This is a genomic window from Rhizobium sp. WYJ-E13 (genome assembly GCF_018987265.1).
Lineage (GTDB): Bacteria > Pseudomonadota > Alphaproteobacteria > Rhizobiales > Rhizobiaceae > Rhizobium.
This window is the reverse complement of record NZ_CP076854.1, coordinates 2,036,835-2,053,697: the sequence shown is the minus strand read 5'-3', so window position 1 is coordinate 2,053,697 and position 16,863 is coordinate 2,036,835. Positions and strand designations below refer to the sequence as shown.

The 16,863-nt window shown below is 57.0% G+C and carries 20 protein-coding genes and 3 pseudogenes; 9 read left to right on the top strand and 14 right to left on the bottom strand.

Annotated elements, in window-relative coordinates:
• Nucleotides 1-35: 35 nt before the first annotated feature.
• Genes KQ933_RS30940 through KQ933_RS30925 form a run of 4 tightly spaced genes read right to left on the bottom strand, consistent with a single transcriptional unit; the run spans nucleotide 36 to nucleotide 3,264 of the window.
• Nucleotides 36-1,502, bottom strand: a complete 1,467-nt coding sequence (locus tag KQ933_RS30940) for a ThiF family adenylyltransferase (protein ID WP_216759818.1) — start codon at nucleotides 1,500-1,502, stop codon at nucleotides 36-38.
• Nucleotides 1,499-2,032, bottom strand: coding sequence for a Mov34/MPN/PAD-1 family protein (locus KQ933_RS30935; protein ID WP_216759817.1), 534 nt, complete (start codon nucleotides 2,030-2,032; stop codon nucleotides 1,499-1,501). The genes KQ933_RS30940 and KQ933_RS30935 overlap by 4 nt, the downstream gene beginning before the upstream one ends.
• Nucleotides 2,022-2,540 carry a hypothetical protein gene (locus KQ933_RS30930; RefSeq protein ID WP_216759816.1) on the bottom strand — a complete coding sequence of 173 codons (519 nt, stop codon included), beginning with the start codon at nucleotides 2,538-2,540 and terminating at the stop codon, nucleotides 2,022-2,024. The genes KQ933_RS30935 and KQ933_RS30930 overlap by 11 nt, the downstream gene beginning before the upstream one ends.
• A gap of 1 nt (nucleotide 2,541) precedes the next feature.
• Nucleotides 2,542-3,264 carry a multiubiquitin domain-containing protein gene (locus KQ933_RS30925; protein WP_216759815.1) on the bottom strand — a complete coding sequence of 241 codons (723 nt, stop codon included), beginning with the start codon at nucleotides 3,262-3,264 and terminating at the stop codon, nucleotides 2,542-2,544.
• Between the two features lie 137 nt (nucleotides 3,265-3,401).
• Between KQ933_RS30925 and KQ933_RS30920 the strand changes: the two genes are divergently transcribed.
• Genes KQ933_RS30920 through KQ933_RS30905 form a run of 4 tightly spaced genes read left to right on the top strand, consistent with a single transcriptional unit; the run spans nucleotide 3,402 to nucleotide 5,697 of the window.
• Complete coding sequence (locus tag KQ933_RS30920) at nucleotides 3,402-3,617, top strand: ribbon-helix-helix protein, CopG family (protein ID WP_216759814.1); 216 nt, start codon at nucleotides 3,402-3,404, stop codon at nucleotides 3,615-3,617.
• 4 nt (nucleotides 3,618-3,621) lie between these two features.
• Entirely contained in the window at nucleotides 3,622-4,251 is a 630-nt protein-coding gene (locus KQ933_RS30915) for a GNAT family N-acetyltransferase (protein WP_216759813.1), read from the top strand.
• Between the two features lie 11 nt (nucleotides 4,252-4,262).
• Nucleotides 4,263-4,766: a helix-turn-helix transcriptional regulator gene (locus KQ933_RS30910; protein WP_253958377.1), complete on the top strand. Its 504-nt coding sequence runs from the start codon at nucleotides 4,263-4,265 to the stop codon at nucleotides 4,764-4,766.
• Between the two features lie 4 nt (nucleotides 4,767-4,770).
• On the top strand, nucleotides 4,771-5,697 hold the full coding sequence (locus KQ933_RS30905; protein WP_216759812.1) for an ImmA/IrrE family metallo-endopeptidase: 927 nt from the start codon (nucleotides 4,771-4,773) through the stop codon (nucleotides 5,695-5,697).
• Nucleotides 5,698-6,380: 683 nt separating this feature from the next.
• Here KQ933_RS30905 and KQ933_RS30900 read toward each other — a convergent pair.
• The 5 genes from KQ933_RS30900 to KQ933_RS30880 form a co-directional block, all read right to left on the bottom strand.
• Nucleotides 6,381-6,872 carry a DUF2165 family protein gene (locus KQ933_RS30900; protein ID WP_216760913.1) on the bottom strand — a complete coding sequence of 164 codons (492 nt, stop codon included), beginning with the start codon at nucleotides 6,870-6,872 and terminating at the stop codon, nucleotides 6,381-6,383.
• 5 nt (nucleotides 6,873-6,877) lie between these two features.
• Nucleotides 6,878-7,657: an SDR family oxidoreductase gene (locus KQ933_RS30895; protein ID WP_216759811.1), complete on the bottom strand. Its 780-nt coding sequence runs from the start codon at nucleotides 7,655-7,657 to the stop codon at nucleotides 6,878-6,880.
• A gap of 4 nt (nucleotides 7,658-7,661) precedes the next feature.
• Complete coding sequence (gene folE, locus KQ933_RS30890) at nucleotides 7,662-8,282, bottom strand: GTP cyclohydrolase I FolE (protein ID WP_216759810.1); 621 nt, start codon at nucleotides 8,280-8,282, stop codon at nucleotides 7,662-7,664.
• A gap of 73 nt (nucleotides 8,283-8,355) precedes the next feature.
• On the bottom strand, nucleotides 8,356-9,090 hold the full coding sequence (locus KQ933_RS30885; protein ID WP_216759809.1) for a hypothetical protein: 735 nt from the start codon (nucleotides 9,088-9,090) through the stop codon (nucleotides 8,356-8,358).
• A gap of 37 nt (nucleotides 9,091-9,127) precedes the next feature.
• Nucleotides 9,128-10,324: an MFS transporter gene (locus KQ933_RS30880; RefSeq protein WP_216759808.1), complete on the bottom strand. Its 1,197-nt coding sequence runs from the start codon at nucleotides 10,322-10,324 to the stop codon at nucleotides 9,128-9,130.
• Nucleotides 10,325-10,498: 174 nt separating this feature from the next.
• Between KQ933_RS30880 and KQ933_RS30875 the strand changes: the two genes are divergently transcribed.
• Nucleotides 10,499-11,401, top strand: coding sequence for a LysR substrate-binding domain-containing protein (locus KQ933_RS30875; RefSeq protein WP_216759807.1), 903 nt, complete (start codon nucleotides 10,499-10,501; stop codon nucleotides 11,399-11,401).
• 150 nt (nucleotides 11,402-11,551) lie between these two features.
• Here the strand turns inward: KQ933_RS30875 and pepT are convergent, their stop codons facing one another.
• The 4 genes and pseudogenes from pepT to KQ933_RS33870 all read right to left on the bottom strand — a co-directional run.
• Nucleotides 11,552-12,784 carry a peptidase T gene (pepT, locus tag KQ933_RS30870; RefSeq protein ID WP_216759806.1) on the bottom strand — a complete coding sequence of 411 codons (1,233 nt, stop codon included), beginning with the start codon at nucleotides 12,782-12,784 and terminating at the stop codon, nucleotides 11,552-11,554.
• Nucleotides 12,785-12,925: 141 nt separating this feature from the next.
• On the bottom strand, nucleotides 12,926-13,075 hold the full coding sequence (locus tag KQ933_RS33875; RefSeq protein ID WP_367882535.1) for a hypothetical protein: 150 nt from the start codon (nucleotides 13,073-13,075) through the stop codon (nucleotides 12,926-12,928).
• Nucleotides 13,072-13,572, bottom strand: a complete 501-nt coding sequence (locus KQ933_RS30865) for a CapA family protein (RefSeq protein ID WP_367882548.1) — start codon at nucleotides 13,570-13,572, stop codon at nucleotides 13,072-13,074. Before KQ933_RS30865 ends, KQ933_RS33875 begins: the two co-directional genes overlap by 4 nt.
• 46 nt (nucleotides 13,573-13,618) lie before the next feature.
• Nucleotides 13,619-13,943, bottom strand: a pseudogene (locus tag KQ933_RS33870) (ABC transporter substrate-binding protein); the annotation flags it as partial.
• A 208-nt stretch (nucleotides 13,944-14,151) separates the two neighbouring features.
• On the opposite strand from KQ933_RS33870, the gene KQ933_RS30855 reads away from it, so the two are divergent.
• Nucleotides 14,152-14,358: a helix-turn-helix transcriptional regulator gene (locus KQ933_RS30855; RefSeq protein WP_216759805.1), complete on the top strand. Its 207-nt coding sequence runs from the start codon at nucleotides 14,152-14,154 to the stop codon at nucleotides 14,356-14,358.
• On the opposite strand, the pseudogene KQ933_RS30850 reads toward KQ933_RS30855, so the two are convergent.
• Nucleotides 14,294-14,638 (bottom strand): annotated as a pseudogene (locus KQ933_RS30850) (transposase); the annotation flags it as partial. The gene KQ933_RS30855 and the pseudogene KQ933_RS30850 sit on opposite strands and share 65 nt — an antisense overlap.
• A gap of 380 nt (nucleotides 14,639-15,018) precedes the next feature.
• On the opposite strand from KQ933_RS30850, the gene KQ933_RS30845 reads away from it, so the two are divergent.
• From KQ933_RS30845 to KQ933_RS33865, 3 genes and pseudogenes are all read left to right on the top strand, one after another.
• A complete protein-coding gene (locus KQ933_RS30845; RefSeq protein WP_216759804.1) occupies nucleotides 15,019-15,822 on the top strand; it encodes a DUF4261 domain-containing protein in 804 nt (267 codons plus the stop codon).
• Between the two features lie 13 nt (nucleotides 15,823-15,835).
• Nucleotides 15,836-16,471, top strand: a complete 636-nt coding sequence (locus tag KQ933_RS30840; protein ID WP_216759803.1) for a DUF1629 domain-containing protein — start codon at nucleotides 15,836-15,838, stop codon at nucleotides 16,469-16,471.
• An 11-nt stretch (nucleotides 16,472-16,482) separates the two neighbouring features.
• A pseudogene (locus tag KQ933_RS33865) lies at nucleotides 16,483-16,716 on the top strand (AHH domain-containing protein); the annotation flags it as partial.
• Nucleotides 16,717-16,863 lie beyond the last annotated feature (147 nt).

The following is a 16,863-nucleotide window of genomic DNA, read 5'->3' as shown; positions in this document are numbered from 1 at the left end:
TTCCTGCCTGGCAGGACGTCAGCGGCCCCGCGGGTCTAGCTGCCTGAGCAATATGGGCAGCCATCGCGCCTCGGTGTCGCGGTTTCGGCCATCGACAGGTTCTTGAACTGGAAAACGGTCTTGGGCGACCGTGATTTGGTTTCTCCCGAGACGACCCGGAATAGGCCGGCGGCTGTCAGGATGGCAGCAGTCATGGATACGAATGATACGGAGAACTCGGGCGGCATGCGCCCGACGAAGCTTTTGACGTCCCGCTCGCCCATCTGCCCGCATTTTGGTTGCTTCGACGCCAGGAAGGCCATTGCGGCATCGAGATCGTCCACATGCCCGGCCAGTTCCCGGCGACGATCCGCCTCGGACATGGCCCGCAGTGCCGCTTCCCTCTCGGCGGCGCGGGCCAAATTGTCGTTCGGGACATTCCAACAACCGAGGCATTCGGCGCCTTGGACCAGTCCGTACGTCACCGACTGCGCCCGCAGGCTATCCGTACTGCCGCCTATGACTATCCGAGGGTGTAAGCCCTGAATATCCTGGCGTGACGTGTCGATATCCACGGCGGAAACGACCAGGTCGTATTCGTCAGTCGCTTCCGCCTCGGCCAGCTGCGGATGCAGCCCGGGATGGGCTCCCTTAATATAGTCGCGCAACGTGCCTGCATGCTCCATGCCACCCAAACCGGACAGCGCGCGGTAGCGCGCCACGGCATGTGTCTTGAGCTGGCCAATGTCGGCGATGCCGGCCAGAAAACAGCGATTAAGGTTGGTACCCTCCTTGTCGTGGTGATCATGGTCGACCGATACCACGAACGTATCAGCAAGTTCGCTGGCGCCGAGTATCTGGATGAAGCCTTGTCCAACGGCTCCAGCGCCGATGAGGTAAAGCGGCGGTAGGTGCGAGCCGACCAGATTCGGTCCGTCGTCTAGGTCGTCCCACCGGCCTGCCGAACCGTCCCAAAGCGAATAGGCATCATCATCGGCGAAGCGACCCTTCCTGAGCCCCTTCGCGCGCTTGAAAAGCTCGCCGGCGACCAGGCAGGCCGCAAGATACGGGCCGATGCTTTCCCGGCGGTCGGATCCACGCTCGAACCGGTGCGGTTCGCGGCCTATCCATGCTTTCCATCCCGCGCCCCAGCAGTAGAGATCCGCGCCGCTGGCGCCTTTTCCGGTCAGGTCGACGACGATGTCCGCTGTGCCGTCTTCCGGCAAAACAGGAATCCGTCCGCCGTTTGCCCATGTCGCGAGATTTTCGAGTCCCTCCATCGCATCGATCGGACCGGCGCCGTTTGGCCTGACCACCGAGATATCGCCTTCGACATCAACCTGGATCGCGCGAACCACGCCATGCAGCCTTGCCGTCAGGTTGGTCAGGCACACCAGCATATGCTGACGGTTGACCTTGCCCGTGACGCTGCCGGCGCGCAAAAGCACGGTGATCATCTCCGCCTCGTTGCCCAGTCCATCAAGCGGTCTCGAGTGTCGATCACCCAATGCCAGATCCGTCATCGGAAGTCTCTCGTGTCGAGCGCGGGCCCCGGCATCACGACAAGGCGGTCTTGAACCTGTCGGGGAGCGAGCATGTGCCAGTAGTCGTTTTGCCACTCGTGCACCCCGATGCCCTGTGGCCATGCTGCCGTCTGCATTCCGTAGGCCGGAAACACGAGCGACAGGATACGACGGCTGGAAATCATGGCATCGTCGTATCGGGAGTGCTCGGTATTGGCCCCGGGGTGGCTATGGATCTGGGCCAAAGGCTTCCAGCCGTCGGGCAGGTCATGCACCAACTCGCTCATCGCATCGGCCTCGACGTGATAGTTGCCAGGCATGGATCGTTGGCGAGGGGCACGGACTGAGCAAACCGTTGCGATGTCGCCGCTGCGGTCTCCGTACCAGAACACGCACGCCTCTCGGCGACCGGCGCGTTGCAGCATCTCGCGCGTCGCCGAGATCGCGGTCGGCGGCAGCTGAAGGACAAAGCGGCTGGGAACGTAGGGGCTCGGTGCCGGGGCACGGCGCAAGAGATACTCATCCTGCATATCGCTCGAACCTTCCTTGATAGTTGGTTCGGAAGGCCCGTCCTATCGCCGACAGGGTGTTGCGGAACGTGTCACCGGTGCGCCAGAGAATTGCGTCCTCACCGCCGTGGTTGACGTCGTAATATTCAAAGACCGCCGAACAACAGACGAGCTGGATCACGCCGTCGGGCCCTGGGTACGCGGGATGAACGTGGACCTCGGGCGAGGTCAACTGCGGTAGGTAATGCTGGTCGGATTGCCCCGCGTAGTCATGGGTCGCGGGATTGACGAACCTGGCGCTCGGCGGCCAGTCGGCGCCGGCGATGAAGTCCAGCCGAAGGAGATATTCCTCAACGACCCCCTCGTGCGTACCGCGCATGGGGACGAGCAGCGTGCGGTCCGACAACTGGTTCCAACCCAGCTCCTCCATGCTTTGACCTTCGAATTCGAGGACGCGTGGCAGGTGCTGATCCAACACCTGCCTTCCCGCCCGCAGATCGAGGGTCGGCCGTGATCCGTGCACCGCCATGTCACGCGCCCCCGGTGCGGGCTGCGATCTCGAACTTCTTGTCGCACAGGCCCTGCCGCTGCGCCGCCTCGAGCGACAGCGAAAGGTGATCCATAAGGCTGACCGGCCCACCGGCGGTGTCTGCTTGGAGCACGTCACGCTCCGTGCGCGTGACCTCGAGCTCCCGGTAAGCCTGGTCCCAGAGTCCGGCCAGCGTGGTCGAGCCATCCACCTTAAACCGTGCGGTTTCGAGTTCGCCGAGATGCTTAACCCGAACCGTCTGCTTTTTCGGACCAACAAGCTTGCCGGGCTTGAAGCTTTCCACCCCTGCCTCGTCCAGATCGATCAGTGCCTCCTCGTCGAGGGCAATGTCAGGCTCGTCGGCCTTTTCGAGATAGATGCCTTTGTCGGCTGCCACGTTCTTGAGCTTGCGCAGCGTCGCCGCCGTGATGAAGCGCGCGGGCCAGTCAACGGCGTCACCCGAAAAGGCGATGCGAAAGGAACGATCACTGAGGGCGACCAGGAAGCGCCCGCCGTCCGACAGAAGTACGGATTCGCGGTGCCGCACATCTTCGAGTTCGCCGTCGTCGAGTAGCTGCAAGACATAAACGTGATCGTCCGATGCGAAGCCGGCAGCCAAGGCGATCTGGCCGCCCGACGGCGTCCGGTCTCTCATGGGAACCGTGCGGAATACCAGATCGGTGCCCGCAATCTCGATCGTGCGGTTGGGATTAACGTCACTCATCTCAAAGACTCCTTGATTTCGATAATTCATCAAATACTAGCTAAAAAATAGCTAGTCAATATTTATTTAATGGCTAATTAATGTTGACAACCCGAGTGGAGAATGGTAGAACCGCGCGTACACACGGAGGGAAGCGCATGAGTGAAAAACGTACGATGACTCTGAATTTGAGTTCACAAGAGATGGATCTGGTCGACCGCCTTGCGGACGAGAAGGGATTGTCTAAGACCGCCTTGGTGAGGCAGGCACTCAGGCTCTATCAGTCCATTACGGACAGGATAGACCGAGGCGAGAAGGTGTTCTTCGAACACCCGTCAACCAAGGAAAAGGCCGAACTGATGGTGCTGAGCTAGCATCATGTCGGGAACGTTGATTGGCATGTTCGACCTGTTGGACCGCAGAACGGGCAAGTTCGTCGAGGCCCAAGTAGTGAGCCCCGCCGGATCGAGCAACGTCGCAGACATCGACGCTTCCTGGCGCCCACTCATGCAGGCCAGGATCGAGCATCTGAGGGCACAGAATCGACTGAACAACGAATCGATTGGCGAAAACGAACTTCAGGACGCTCATTGGCGATGGTCCGAGAAGGTCGAAATGTCTTCCAATCGCCTCGACCGGCAATCGTTCGCAATCGTAGCTGAAGGCGCCACTCAGGGCCTCATGCTCGTGACGACCGCGGGCTTCGCTAGGGAACCCACCCAACACGGAAAACCACTAGTCACGATAGACCTGTTGGCCACCGCGCCTTGGAACAGGCGGCGGTTCGATCCCGCTCCGCGCTTCAAGGGCGTTGGGCGAATCATGATGGTCGCTGCCATCAGCCTTAGCGTCCAAGAGGAATTCAGTGGAAGAGTGGGGTTGCACGCCTTGCCACAAGCAGACGCTTGGTATCGTGATACGGTTGGAATGACCGACTTAGGGATAGATGAGACTCGCATGCGCTATTTCGAGCTGACCGAAGCCCAAGCGCGCGCGTTCCTCGCATAACAAGGGAGCAGATGATGGAGATGCTTGTCTCACGCGACTGGCTCCGGCGAAAGATCGAGTCCGATCCGGATACGGACAATGACGCGGGATGGCCGATCGAGGCTGTCGATAACATAGGCATGTTCTTGCCGTCCGAACTGGTGTCGGACGTAGGGTACGTGGTCGAACTTAAGCACGCCTTCGGGGTGTTCATTCGCCAGTTGCGACGACGCGACCAGTTGTCCGTCGAGGCGCTGGCCGAAAAAGCGCGGGTGGAAGCGCGGGAAATCAGGTTGATAGAGCTCGACCCCAACTACAAACCGAGACCACGGACGGTCCACCAACTGGCCGAGCACTTCGCTATGCCGCCGCAGGCATTGATGAAGCTGTCGGGGGCGACCGTGACGCGAGACGAGGCCTTGCAGGAAGAGGCTCAAAAGTTCGCGGCCAAATCGGACGACCTGTCCAAACTGACCAAACAGGAGCGACAAGACTTGGAAGGCTTCGTCAAATTCCTGGTATTAAGTCAAAAGTGAAGCGATGAACGGAGGGACGGTCGGAGCCTACGAAGCGGAAGACATACGTCGGCTTGTCGATCGGATTCTTCGCGATTTGGGCAATCCCGAACCGCCCCTCCGTTTTGCTGATGTTCGATTGCTGCTCGACCTCGACCTCAAGTTCTACAGCCTCACCAACCCCTCGCTGCTGCAGGAAATCGCCCACCGGATGAAAGTGGCCGGCAAGCAGGTGCTCGTGCGCCCGACCCTTCTGGTAGACGTGGTGAAGAAGGCCAAACTGTCGGCGCTATGGGTGCCTGACGGCAACCGCATCCTGATCGACGAGGGCGTTCCCGACGCCAAGAAGCGTTGGATCGAAGCGCACGAAGTCGGCCACAGCTTCATTCCGTGGCATAAGGATTTCCTCTTCGGCGACGACCAATACACCCTCGATCCGGATTGCCACGCGGATGTCGAGGCCGAGGCAAACTTCGCGGCGGCGCGGTTGCTGTTCCTCCAGGACCGCTTTGCGACCGAAGCTCGAGATATTGCAATCACCTTCAAAACCATCCAGACGATGGCCAAGCGGTACGGCAACACTATAACCACCACGCTGTGGCGCACGGTGGAGGAACGCGACAAGCAGCAGCCGGCCTTCGGAATGGTCAGTGCCCATCCTCACCACGCTGATATCGGGCGGGAGCCCGACGGCAAGGACGTGCGGTATTTCATCCGATCGGAAGCCTTCAGGAAGCGTTTCCCCGGCATCACACAGGAGTTCTGTTGGAACCTCCTGCGCGCCAATTGCGGAGGCGCCAAGAGGGGGCCGGTTTTCGATGGCAGCATCGTGCTGACGGATGTGAACGGAACCCGCCACGAGTTTGCGATGGAGTGCTTCTGCAACCAGCATGCGGTGCTGACCTACGCGGTGTATGTACGCCCAGCTCCGCTCGTCATCGGGATGAACTAAAGGTTGCCAATGCGGGGGTGCGGCAGGCAAGAAGGCCGGGGCCGGCAATTCTGCCATTTCTTGGTCAATGACCATCAGGCTGATGTAGCCAGGCCCCCGTGCGAATACATCCATACCGTCCACTCGTAGGCCAGATGCCCCCAAAAAAGGAGCTTAGAAGGCAATGCGTCGGGCGCGAAACCTAGCGGCGTCCAGACGGATAGATGCGGCGACCGTGCACCGTCCGGTCCGTAGGCCTGCAGCGCTACCACGGACTAAGGCAAAAAATTCAGTCCATGACGCCAAGCCCGGTCAGTCCGCTCCCGGCCCCACATCGGTCTTTCCATCCGGGCCGAGTCGATGTCCGCTAATGGCGAATTGAGACGGAGGGGGCTTTGAACAACAGGGGCGTCGATTCTGATCCCTTCAAGACGACCGATAATCGTTTATGCTGCCAGCTTTGGTACGTGTCGCTCAACCAATCGCAGGAATCGGGTGTTGCGAGCCCCCGCAGCCAACCTACTCGTAGTCTGGTGGGAACAGGCCGATAGTTCGAATCCCTCAATTGCAAGATCGTGTAATGCGGGGTCGCCGGTTCTTATCCCTTCAAGGAGGGATTGCCGCCGGATCGACTTCGGCTCGAAGGCGATCCGGCGGGCGTGCTCCGTACGCTTCCTCGATCCCTGATATCGCCCGCCAGCCCCTCAATCAGGATCTTGTTGGGTCAGGTAGATCAAAACGGCACTGATGCACATTATGAAGCGGAACGCTGCGTCGACGCCGTTCCACTGTTGAGACTGCCACATCAAAAACCATTCGGCGGCCACCACCATGAAGCCAAAGAACCAGACGAAAATACCGAGCGTCAGTCCGAGTATCGCCGTGCGTTTTGATTTGACAAAAAGGTCCCGCGGCTCACGAGAATGCGTCACCAGCCTCACGGATCCCCAAATGCAAAGTAGTCCCGTCAGCATTTCGCCGACGATAATCATCCAGTATGCCGCATGATGGGCAGCTGGCGAAGGGATCGCTCGCCACATCAAATCATTGTCAGGAAATGTCGTGTCCATCAGCATCACATGCTGAATGAAGTTAAAGTTGGAACCGTAATCGAAAACGTTGTTTGCTGCGACCAAGACGCCAAACAGGCCGATCAGGAGAACAAGAAACGCTTTTGACAGGCGAGCCACATTCATGTTGATCATTCCGAAACTCCATTCACATCGGGTGTCTGCCAAGCGAGATGTTGGCCGCCATCGACTGCAATCATCTGACCGGTAATGCTTGCGGCACCAGCGAGATAAATAACGGCGTCCGCGATTTCGGCCGGCGAGCCACCTCGGCCGAGCAATACGCCACTTGATTGGCGCGCAAAGTCATCCGGATGTTGCCGCACGTTGCTCAGTGTGGGACCAGGGCCGACCGCGTTGACCCTTATGCGCGGGGCCAAGGCTTGTGCGAAAGTCCGCGTGGCGGCCCAAAGTGCAGTTTTAGCAAGGGTATAGGATGCGAACTGAGGGGTGAGCTTCCAGACCCGTTGGTCAATGATGTTGACCACCGACCCGACCTGATCTGCGGGCAACCGTCTCGCCATGTCCCTCGTTAGAAAAGCCGGGGCGCGCAAGTTGATGGCAAAATGAGCGTCCCATAGATCTCGATCCAATGAGAGCACGTCGTCTGGATCAAACTTGGAGGCATTGTTGACGAGCAGCGTGACGGGACCAAGTTGGGTGGATGCGCGCGCAACCAGCGTCTCCACGGCACACTGATCGGAAAGATCGCCGTCGACGACAATTGCGTCGCCACCGGCCGCTGTGATGGACTGCGCAAAGTCGTTCGCCGAACCATTGATTTCCCTGGCATGGATGGCGACTGCATATCCACTTTTGGCCAGTTTTTCGGAGATCGCCCGACCTATGCGGACGGCACCGCCAGTGACTAACGCCACTGGCTTTGATGAATTAGATGACGAGCTGGCCATGCGATCATCCGCGCAGGAGTTTGAACGTTTCGGCCCTTAGCACCTGATCGGTTTCCAGGGTGCCGCGGGACACCACTGTCAACGTGGAACTGTCAGGTGATCGAATTCCGCGCATTGCCATACACATGTGTTCCGCCTCGACCATCGCCAGCACACCCTTCGGCTTCAATGCGTCCCACATGGCATCAACAATCTGAGAGTTGAGCCGCTCTTGAAGCTGCGGCCTTCTTGCCACGGTCTGAACAACCCGAGCGATTTTGCTGAGGCCGGTCAAGCGACCTCCTTGGGGAATGTAGGCAACGTGGGCTTTCCCGAAGAATGGCACGAGATGGTGCTCGCAGACGGAATAAAAGCGTATGTCCTTGACGATCACCATGTCTTCATGCTGGTCGTCGCTGAATTGCGTTTGGAGATGATCGCGTGGATCTTCCGCAAGGCCAGAGAACAGCTCCTCGAACATTTTCGCGACGCGAAGAGGTGTATCGCGCAACCCTTCGCGCTGCGGATCTTCGCCTGCCGCAGTCAGGATCTGTTTCACGGCTTCGGCAATTGTTGCTCGCGCGTCGCTCTGGACTGCGCCGCTCGAAACCACGTCTCTCAGAGATTGTGGCAGCTCAAGATTCATTGGGTCCTCCCATTGTTTTTGCGCTGAATGAGCCAGCGACTACGCTGGCTCCGAGTTCGTGACGTGGGAAAAATCAGAAGAAGTGGATTTCCAATTTCGATTTTGCCAGTAAGTCCCAATCGATAGCGGCGATATTAAAGATACCGGCCTCGTAGATGCGCTCTACGTTGTCTTCTTCGACGACGGTCTGATTGTTGCAGACATAGCGATCGAGGTAGTCGAAGTCGGTCGGGACGATGGCGTCTTTGCCGCCTTCGGTCACATCAAGAATGTAATTGATATCCGCCGGTTCATAGAGCTTGATAAGCGGGATCAGGTGAGGATGGCCGATCGCACGAAGCAGATCCGCAGAATAATCGTTCGCTCTGATCTCGAACTCCGTCCGATCTCGCCTGATCTTGTCGGTGACAATGCGTGCCTCTTGCACTGCCTTCGCTTCAGCCTGCTCATAGACATGAAGATTGGTGTTCTCAAACGTGTCGTAAATGTATTTGTAGCGATCAATGCCCATCTTGTCGGCGCGCGAGATGAAATAGTAGTGGCCGAGCGTATGCAGGATCATGAACAAACGGGAGGGCAACGAGATGCCGTCTGAGAAGTCGAAGACGCGGCTTTTAATGATGGTCTTGATGCCGAATTTGTGGGCCTGTCCGAAATTGTATTCAAGGCCGAACAACGATGCGAGCTTAGTCGTCACCGCCTCATATTCGGCTTCATCGACGATGCTTAGAACAGCTTGAATGCGATCTGCCTTGGACATGGCTTCAAAAGCCTCTTTGGCCAGCGGTGACGGAATGGAAATATTCATTGCTATTTTTCCTCCTTGGTTGGTCGATTGAGTTTCGTTATTTTGCGGCCGGTTTTCTCACCGCGATGAGCAGAGCGGTCGTCGCAGCAAATGCGCCAAAGCTGCAGGTTCCGATCCAGCCGTATTTAGAAAATGCAATGCCGCCGGCGCCGGCTCCGAGAGATCCGCCAAACAACATTGTGGCCATGAAGATCGTATTGAGGCGACTTCTCGCAGTGGGATCGAGCGCATAAACCCTGGCCTGATTAGCCACCTGGGAAGACTGAACGCCGAGATCCATGATGATGACGCCGATGACCAGTGCAGTAATCGAGCCTGGAATTGTGATGAAAGTCGCAAAGGCGGCAATCACCATTGCAGCTCCGGTCGAGACTACAGCTGCTGATCCTCTTTTGTCGGCAAGGCGGCCTGCAAGGGGAGCTGCAAGTGCCCCGCCCGCACCGACGAGAGCGATCAATCCGACGGCAGAGGATCCAAGGCGGTAGGGCTCTTGGGCGAGAAGCAGCGCCAGATTTGACCAGAATGCGAGAAACGCTGCAAAAATTGCCGCTTGGATACACACCGCGCGGCGCAGAATGCTGTGTTCGCGCAGCAGCGCCCACAAAGAGGCGATGAGGCTGAAATAGCCGATGCTGGTGGTCGGCGCGACGCGTGGCAGCTTCAAGGCGAGAACCAGGCCGACGGACGTCATGAGCGCCGCCGCAATCCAGAACATGACGTGCCAGTCCCACCAGTCCGTCACGAAGCCGCTTAACGTACGGGATAGCAGGATTCCAAGAAGAATTCCGCCGGTGACGGTTCCTAGCACCTGTCCCTTCATATTTGCCGGAGCAATATGAACGGAAAGCGGCACCAGTTGTTGGGCAACGGTTGCGAAGAGACCCACGAAAAAGCTTGCGACGATGAGCCACAGAAATGAGGCCGAGACGGCGGCGGCGATTAGGGCAACCACGAGTGCCGAGGTGGTTATCAGGATGAGGCGTTTGCGCTCGAAGCGGTCGCCCAGCGGCGCGATGAACAGAACTCCGCTCGCGTTTCCCAACTGGGTAAGGACCGGAACCATAGCAGCGGTCGCCGCCGTCAGTCCGAATTCGGATGACAGTTCGCCGAGCATCGGTTGGTTGTAGTAGCTGTTTGCGACCGCAAGTCCGGAGGAAGCGGACAAAACGAGCAGCACACTTCGGCTCAGGGATTCGGCGGGAAGGTGTTCGATAGGGGTGGCGGAATACGTCATTTCTACCTCTGATCAGGAGACAGGCGCGCCAAGCGGCTATGGCTCCTCGGCGATGGCATCTACTGGAGAGGCCGTTTCAAAACCTCGTCAATTTGAGCAAAGAAATGCACGAGCTGGTTGCGGCTCGCAAACGAGTTCTCTTGTCAGTAAAATTAGTTTGGCTAAACTCGCCGCATGAATTTACAAATTTCCTTGATCTCTCTCAGAACCTTCGTCGAAGTCGCGCGCTTCAGGAGCATGAAGGAGGCAGCACAAAGCCTTGGTGTTACCCCCGGCGCGATAAGCCAGCAAATAAGGATAGTCGAAGAGCGATTGGGAACCGTGCTTTTTGAGCGGTCGAGCAGGGATATGCACCTAACCGCTGAAGGCGTTCGTTTGATGGAGGCGCTGAATCTTCCCTTTCAGCAGATACAAGACGCCGTCGAAGATTTCCATCATCGTAAACCCAAGCGGGACTCGTTGGTTGTGACCACGGTGCCGTCCTTCGCGTCGTCTTGGCTGGTACCGAGACTTGGCAAATTTTCCAGGCTTTATCCTGATATTGAAGTCAAGGTCGACAGTTCAGTGGCTTTGGTCGATCTGCGGCATGAGCCGGTTGACGTTGCGATCCGGCATGGAAGCGGGAATTACCCCGGCATGTCGGTCACGCAACTCCTGACGCCGCAGCTTGTCGTGATTGGCAGCCCGGCATTCTTGGCAAGTGTTGGGCCCATTCTGGCGCCTTCCGATTGCCTTGCTTTACCGCTCTTGCAAGATCGCGATCGAATGGATTGGGTCACCTGGTTTCGCGCACACAACGTAGACGATCCGAGTGGGCGAGCAGCGCGAGGTACAAGCTTTTCTGATGATGCACTTATGATCAAGGCAGCGGCGGCTTCCCAAGGACTTGCTCTCGTTCGGGACATCTACGCTGAGGAAGCCATAGGAAATGGTCTCGTAGAGGTACCGATTGCTGGGTCGATCGGTACCTCTTTGTCTTATTATTTTGTCACTAAGCCGCAGAATGTGCAAAGACAGCGCATACAGGCCTTCAAGAATTGGCTGTTGGCTGAAATCGCAATCAGACCGAACCTATAGTGCTCGGGCTCGCAAAAATTCTCGGCGTCGAAGCCGCCGACATGTTGAAGCCTCTCGACCGCAAGAAACCGCTCGCGAGGCAGTCACAGTTGGCTCACGAGAGGCCGCTTCACTGCGGAACCGTATCAACTCTATGCAATTGTCGCTCTGTCAGGGAGCTTTCTCCGCGGCGAGGGCGCAGATCGCGCATGCGACCGCGAGTGACTTCTCGAAGGCCGGCACCGGCAGGAATTCGAACCGCGAATGAAAATTATGGGCGCCGGTAAAGAAGTTCGGGGTCGGAATGCCGCGCGCCGACAGAACCGCGCCGTCGGTGCCGCCGCGCATGGCAATGTGTTTCGGCTCAACCCTGACCTTCTCAAAGGCCCTGATCAGCAAGGATGCGGGACGGGTATCGACCGCAAGATGGCCTGCGATATTCCGGTAGGTGTCCGTCACCCGGCTCTCGATACCCCCTCCCGGATGGCCTGCCTTCACCAGTTCGGCGACCGCATGAATCTTTTCCTTGCGTCTTTCAAATTCAACGTCCTCGAAATCCCGGATCATGACATTCAGTCGCGCCTCGCTATCGTTTGCGTGGAGCTCCTTGAACCAGAAAAATCCCTTCCGTCCGTCCGTGCATTCCGGCGTGTCCCGCCGGTCGAAATGCGCGATGAAGTCGAGCGCCATGAGCAGGGGATTGACGAGCACACCCTTCGCCGACATCGGATGGGCGCTGACGCCGGAAAACAGGATCTCGCCGGACGCCGCGTTGAAATTTTCGAGCACCAATTCGCCCAGTTCGCAGCAGTCGATCGTGTAGGCGAAATCGCAGGCGAAACGGCTGAGATCCAAGGCTTTGGCGCCGCGCAATCCGATCTCTTCGTCCGGCACGAAGGCGACGAAGATGTCCCCACGTGCATCGTCGGGTCCGAGGCCCGCCAGAAGCGTCATGATGACGGCGATCGCCGCCTTATTGTCGGCGCCGAGCACGCTGGTCCCATCGCTGAGGATAATGTCGTGCCCGGTCCAGGGCAGGATTTCCGGATGCTCGTCGACGCGCAGCCAGATGTCCCGGTCCAGGTTCAGGCAAATATCTGTCCCGTCGAATGAGACGATTTGCGGTTTGATGTCGGGTGAAAGCCCGACATCGACCGTATCGAGATGCGCGATGAAGCCGATCTTCGGGGCTCCAGGCCGCGTGCCGCGCTTGACCGCAGTCACGATTGCCTGGTCGTCAATCAGCACGTCATCGACGCCAAGCCCCTGCAGTTCTTCCGCCAGCAGGCAGGTGAGTTTGAGCTGGCCAGGCGAGGAGGGCAGGACGTCTGAACGGGCATCGCTCTGGCTTTCGATCTCCACATAGCGAAAAAAACGTTCGATGAGTTCGTTCCGCCTGCTCACGACATTCTCCCATTCAAGGCGGCCGCAGATGCCGCCGTTTCCGTCCCGCTCTGCGAAGAACGGCCCGAAAGCGCTGCGAACACTCTGTCGCGTGCACGGTGGTCAATCAAACGACGAAAGGGCGAGACTTCGGCTCTCAAGCTAGACACGCAGCAATCCGATCCCGTTCGAGATTTCGATGGTCGTACCGAAGCGCGCCGACTGCTCGCGGAACCGGTGGAGGATCTTCTCGGCATTCGCACCGCTTGCAAGATGCGGAACCAATCGCCGTTCCAGGACGCGATCCTTCAATCCTTCACTCCCGCCAATGACCACTGGGGAAAGGTCGCACCAAGAAGATCTCCATTCTCTGCGAACGAGCAAAGGCTAACGACGCTTTCCCAGACCTCCGGTGCGGTCCAAGCCGACTTTTCGGATCGCACGTGAAAGATGAAATTCCCGAGACTGTAAAATATCGGCCGCCGCCTATAGATTTCCAGCGGCTGCAGAACGGGCGCGCCGTGACTGACGAACATGGCGGTGCCGGCGTCGATACAGCGTTTTGCGACGCTGCTCACCCAGTCGGGAACCTGATACCAGTCGGCGGCCCAATGATGGTGGTGCAGATAGGCCAATGACGAGGGATCCCTTCGCCGACGCCGAGGCAATCGCCTCGAGATTCCCCTGCAAGTCGCCGGCGTCCACCTTGACGCTTCGTCCGAACCTGCCGGAACGGGCAAAGACGGCGCGGGCGATCGCCACTTCCGACTGCCCGTCGAGAGAGGGAGGATCGTCGGGCTGGCTGTCATTGGCAAGATCGATCGTGCTGTAGACGATCTTGTCGCGAACGGAACGGATCACGTCGTCGGCGGTGAACGGCGAGCCGTCATGAAACCGGACGCCCGGCCTGAGCTTGAATTCCCATTGCGTGTCCGACGACGCGCGCCAAGAAACGGAAAGGCCGGGCGTCAGGGCGAGATGCTCGTCCTGATAGATCAGCCGTTCGTAGATTTGGGAGAGCAGCGAATTGTTCTCGTTGAGGTTTGCATACTGCGGATCCAGCGTCATCAGCCTTGTAGGATGTCGCGATCCGCAGCTCTTCCTGTGCGGCGGCTGGTCCGGCCATGCCAGCCGTTAGCGCCGAGAGGGCGCCAGCGTGCGCTGCCAGTGTCAGCAGCATGGAAAGCAGGAGCGGGCGACGTCGAGTGGTCAATGTCATGATCTTGTTCCCTTTTTGAATTTTTGCCGCAGCCGCGCTCGCCGCAGTGAAGGCTCACCACGCCATAGCGACCGGGTTTGGATGATGGTCTCGATACGAAGGTCGTAACTGCTGGATTTGCGGTGTATACTCCGTCGTTGAATAATCTGCAGAACGCCATGAGGCGCACATGATCCGGGACACCATCGCGCGGAATTTGAGACAGGCGCGGGAGGCACGCGAACTAAGCCAGGAGCAACTGAGCTTCCTGGCCAATGTCGACCGTTCCTATGTCGGCTCGCTCGAGCGTCGCGAATACAATCCGACGGTCGAGATGCTGGAAAAGCTCGCAGTCCCGCTCCGAGTTCGCGCGTCTCTATCACAAGACGATGGTTGATCCGGCCCCATAAACTCTTTGCCCGCCATTCGTACAAATAGGCCTGAACTGTCGTAAACGGTGGAAAATCCCTGGGCAGCATTCGTCACTGACAACCCGTCGAAGCAATATAAAGCAGCGCATTCACGACCTCGCGAAGATCGGTACTACGTGGCCTGCCCAAACGCCTTGGCCCTGGTAGGCAAGGCGAGATCAATCCCCATTCACGGTCCGTCTGATCACTTGCATGGCGGCTCGCGCGTCGGGCATATTGCCGACGGGTGAAATCAGTTCAACCCATGTGGTTTCCGTTCGTCCTAAGCAAACAGACAGAATCACAAATGACTGATTTCACTCAACTCTTTTTCGGTCAGGCTCATAAAGCAAATCTACTGTCGGGCGACCTAAGAGTATCGACTCAAGAAAAGGCACGACATTAAGTGGCACTATTGACAACCGATATGAGAGGAAATATCTCTCCGTTAAGTTGAAATTTACTTAATATAAAGGTAGTTCTAATCTGTTTAGGGCTGCTGATCAAATTCTCATTTCTTTTCTTCTGATGTGAGGGGTTGACGTGCTTCGTGTACGAGTTGGGTACGTATTCACTCTCAACCGTGCTACCAATTGGTGGATCTATTAAGGTACTTCACCTTGCGCACTAATTTGCAGGACCCTCAAATGAGCTTTCCAGTGTCATCCCCGAGTGAATCCGCGTCCAGTTCGGAAGCGATGATCGCGATCGTATTCATGAGGGATGGTGATTCGCGATGCCTTTCGCCTATTTCCCATGCGTTGCAGCAAAGCCGGCCCGACTCGGGCATCGATATTTCGGAAAGCGACGAGAACAAGCCACTTTTCGTCTTCCATGATAGCGATTTGAGCGGCAGTCTAATGTTCATGGATGTTAAGGCTCCTTTAGGTGAAACTGACCCGGAAATCAGAAATGCTTGGTACTGGCCGACTGCCTGGAAAGAAGTCAGCCAACACCGATCCCATATCATCGTCACTATTTTCGGCGGGAATGGCGCAAAACAAAAAGCTTTAGCCCTGCAAAGGATGTTGCAGTTGATCCTGGCAGGCGTCCCTTCCGTGATCGGCGTCGGCTATCCGTCCTCAGGGACGTTGCTGCCGACGCCAATGGTCCTGTCGGTGCTTGCGAAGAATGACGAGATCGCCGTTCCGCTTTTTGTTTCCTGCTACTTTGCGAAAGAGGAGGAGTCGCGGTTTCCGCTGCCTTCAATCTTTTGCACGACGGAAGGTTTGGGCAACTTCGGTTTAAGGGAGATCGAAGCGCGAGGCTATCCTGGCTCTATTCAAGGCTTGCATGAATTCATGTTTGCGTTCGCAGCGTATTTGATCGAGTACCGACCAAGCATCGCGGATGGCGATACAATAGGATCGGATCAGCAAAAAATTCTCGTAAAAATCGAGAAATCACTGATCCGCGAAAGCCAAGTGTTCAGCCTGTACTTTCAAAAATAACGTGGGGGAAAGTGTGAGTGGATCCAAAGCGAAGCCTCAAAAAATCTATATACTTGACTCAGATGGGAATTACGGCTGGGAATTTGCAAATCTGGACAGGCTGCAGCCAGATAGTGGCGGCCTCGGCCTTGATCGCTTGGGCGCTCCTTGGCCGGATAGCATGCTCGACTCGCCCGGCGGCCCGTGGCGAATACCCGACTATGCCGAAACGCCAAAGCTGATCTTTGATCCAAAGCGGAAAGTGCAAGACATTTATGCTGTGGAGTATTTCCTTTTCATCTCAGACAAAATGAAGAGCTTGCTTGAGGGTTTCGCTCCAAATTCATGTGATTACCTGCTTTGCGAGACCGAGTTTTCGAACGGAAAGACCGGCCCGAAAATCTGGCTGTGCAGCGTTGTTGATTCATACCGTAAGGCGGTGGATGTCGAGAATTCCCCTCTAATTCGCGTCACTCAATGGGGTGGCTATATGATATCGGGCGGAGCGGACTGGTGTTTTTTGCCGGCTGTCCTTAAAGGCGCACACTTGTTTCGCTTGGTTGAAGATGCTGGCTCAATATTTTGCGATCAATCGCTCAAGGACATGTGCAAAGACAGGGGTATTAAAGGTACTTCTTTCCAACAGGTTGGCTTTTTACACAAATTATAACGGAAAATTTCATGAGCGATTGGGACATTCACCACCTTATTCCGCAGAGCGTGTTCGATAGATATCCCGCTCTTTTTAACGGCCTTGGCATAGCAAAAGACGCGGCAGCAAATTTGCTGGAACTCCCAAACACGGAAGGCTTGGCAAATTTGTTCGGAATGTCCCCTCATACGGGAGGGCATCTTCGTTCATACATGGATCCACTGAAGGACGTTGCCCGCGATTTAAATAGACTGATGGCGAGGGGGTCATCTGAAACTTTAACGAAAGCTGTAATCGAAGCTCTGGGCGACCTGCAGTCCGAAATAGGGGCAGCCCTAACTCGTCAAAATCTATTCACTAACAATTTATGGTCACTCGATGTGACAAAAAAAGGGGCGAGACTCGCTGCA

Coding starts and splice junctions, on each gene's coding strand:
- KQ933_RS30930 (WP_216759816.1), bottom strand. CDS start 2,540: ATGGCGGTGCACGGATCACGGCCGACCCTCGATCTGCGGGCGGGAAGG.
- KQ933_RS30935 (WP_216759817.1), bottom strand. CDS start 2,032: ATGCAGGATGAGTATCTCTTGCGCCGTGCCCCGGCACCGAGCCCCTAC.
- KQ933_RS30920 (WP_216759814.1), top strand. CDS start 3,402: ATGAGTGAAAAACGTACGATGACTCTGAATTTGAGTTCACAAGAGATG.
- KQ933_RS30900 (WP_216760913.1), bottom strand. CDS start 6,872: ATGAATGTGGCTCGCCTGTCAAAAGCGTTTCTTGTTCTCCTGATCGGC.
- KQ933_RS30865 (WP_367882548.1), bottom strand. CDS start 13,572: ATGACAGCCAGCCCGACGATCCTCCCTCTCTCGACGGGCAGTCGGAAG.
- KQ933_RS30940 (WP_216759818.1), bottom strand. CDS start 1,502: ATGACGGATCTGGCATTGGGTGATCGACACTCGAGACCGCTTGATGGA.
- KQ933_RS30895 (WP_216759811.1), bottom strand. CDS start 7,657: ATGGCCAGCTCGTCATCTAATTCATCAAAGCCAGTGGCGTTAGTCACT.
- KQ933_RS30910 (WP_253958377.1), top strand. CDS start 4,263: ATGATGGAGATGCTTGTCTCACGCGACTGGCTCCGGCGAAAGATCGAG.
- KQ933_RS30885 (WP_216759809.1), bottom strand. CDS start 9,090: ATGAATATTTCCATTCCGTCACCGCTGGCCAAAGAGGCTTTTGAAGCC.
- KQ933_RS30875 (WP_216759807.1), top strand. CDS start 10,499: ATGAATTTACAAATTTCCTTGATCTCTCTCAGAACCTTCGTCGAAGTC.
- KQ933_RS30845 (WP_216759804.1), top strand. CDS start 15,019: ATGAGCTTTCCAGTGTCATCCCCGAGTGAATCCGCGTCCAGTTCGGAA.
- KQ933_RS30855 (WP_216759805.1), top strand. CDS start 14,152: ATGATCCGGGACACCATCGCGCGGAATTTGAGACAGGCGCGGGAGGCA.
- KQ933_RS30905 (WP_216759812.1), top strand. CDS start 4,771: ATGAACGGAGGGACGGTCGGAGCCTACGAAGCGGAAGACATACGTCGG.
- KQ933_RS30925 (WP_216759815.1), bottom strand. CDS start 3,264: ATGAGTGACGTTAATCCCAACCGCACGATCGAGATTGCGGGCACCGAT.
- folE (WP_216759810.1), bottom strand. CDS start 8,282: ATGAATCTTGAGCTGCCACAATCTCTGAGAGACGTGGTTTCGAGCGGC.
- KQ933_RS30880 (WP_216759808.1), bottom strand. CDS start 10,324: ATGACGTATTCCGCCACCCCTATCGAACACCTTCCCGCCGAATCCCTG.
- KQ933_RS30915 (WP_216759813.1), top strand. CDS start 3,622: ATGTCGGGAACGTTGATTGGCATGTTCGACCTGTTGGACCGCAGAACG.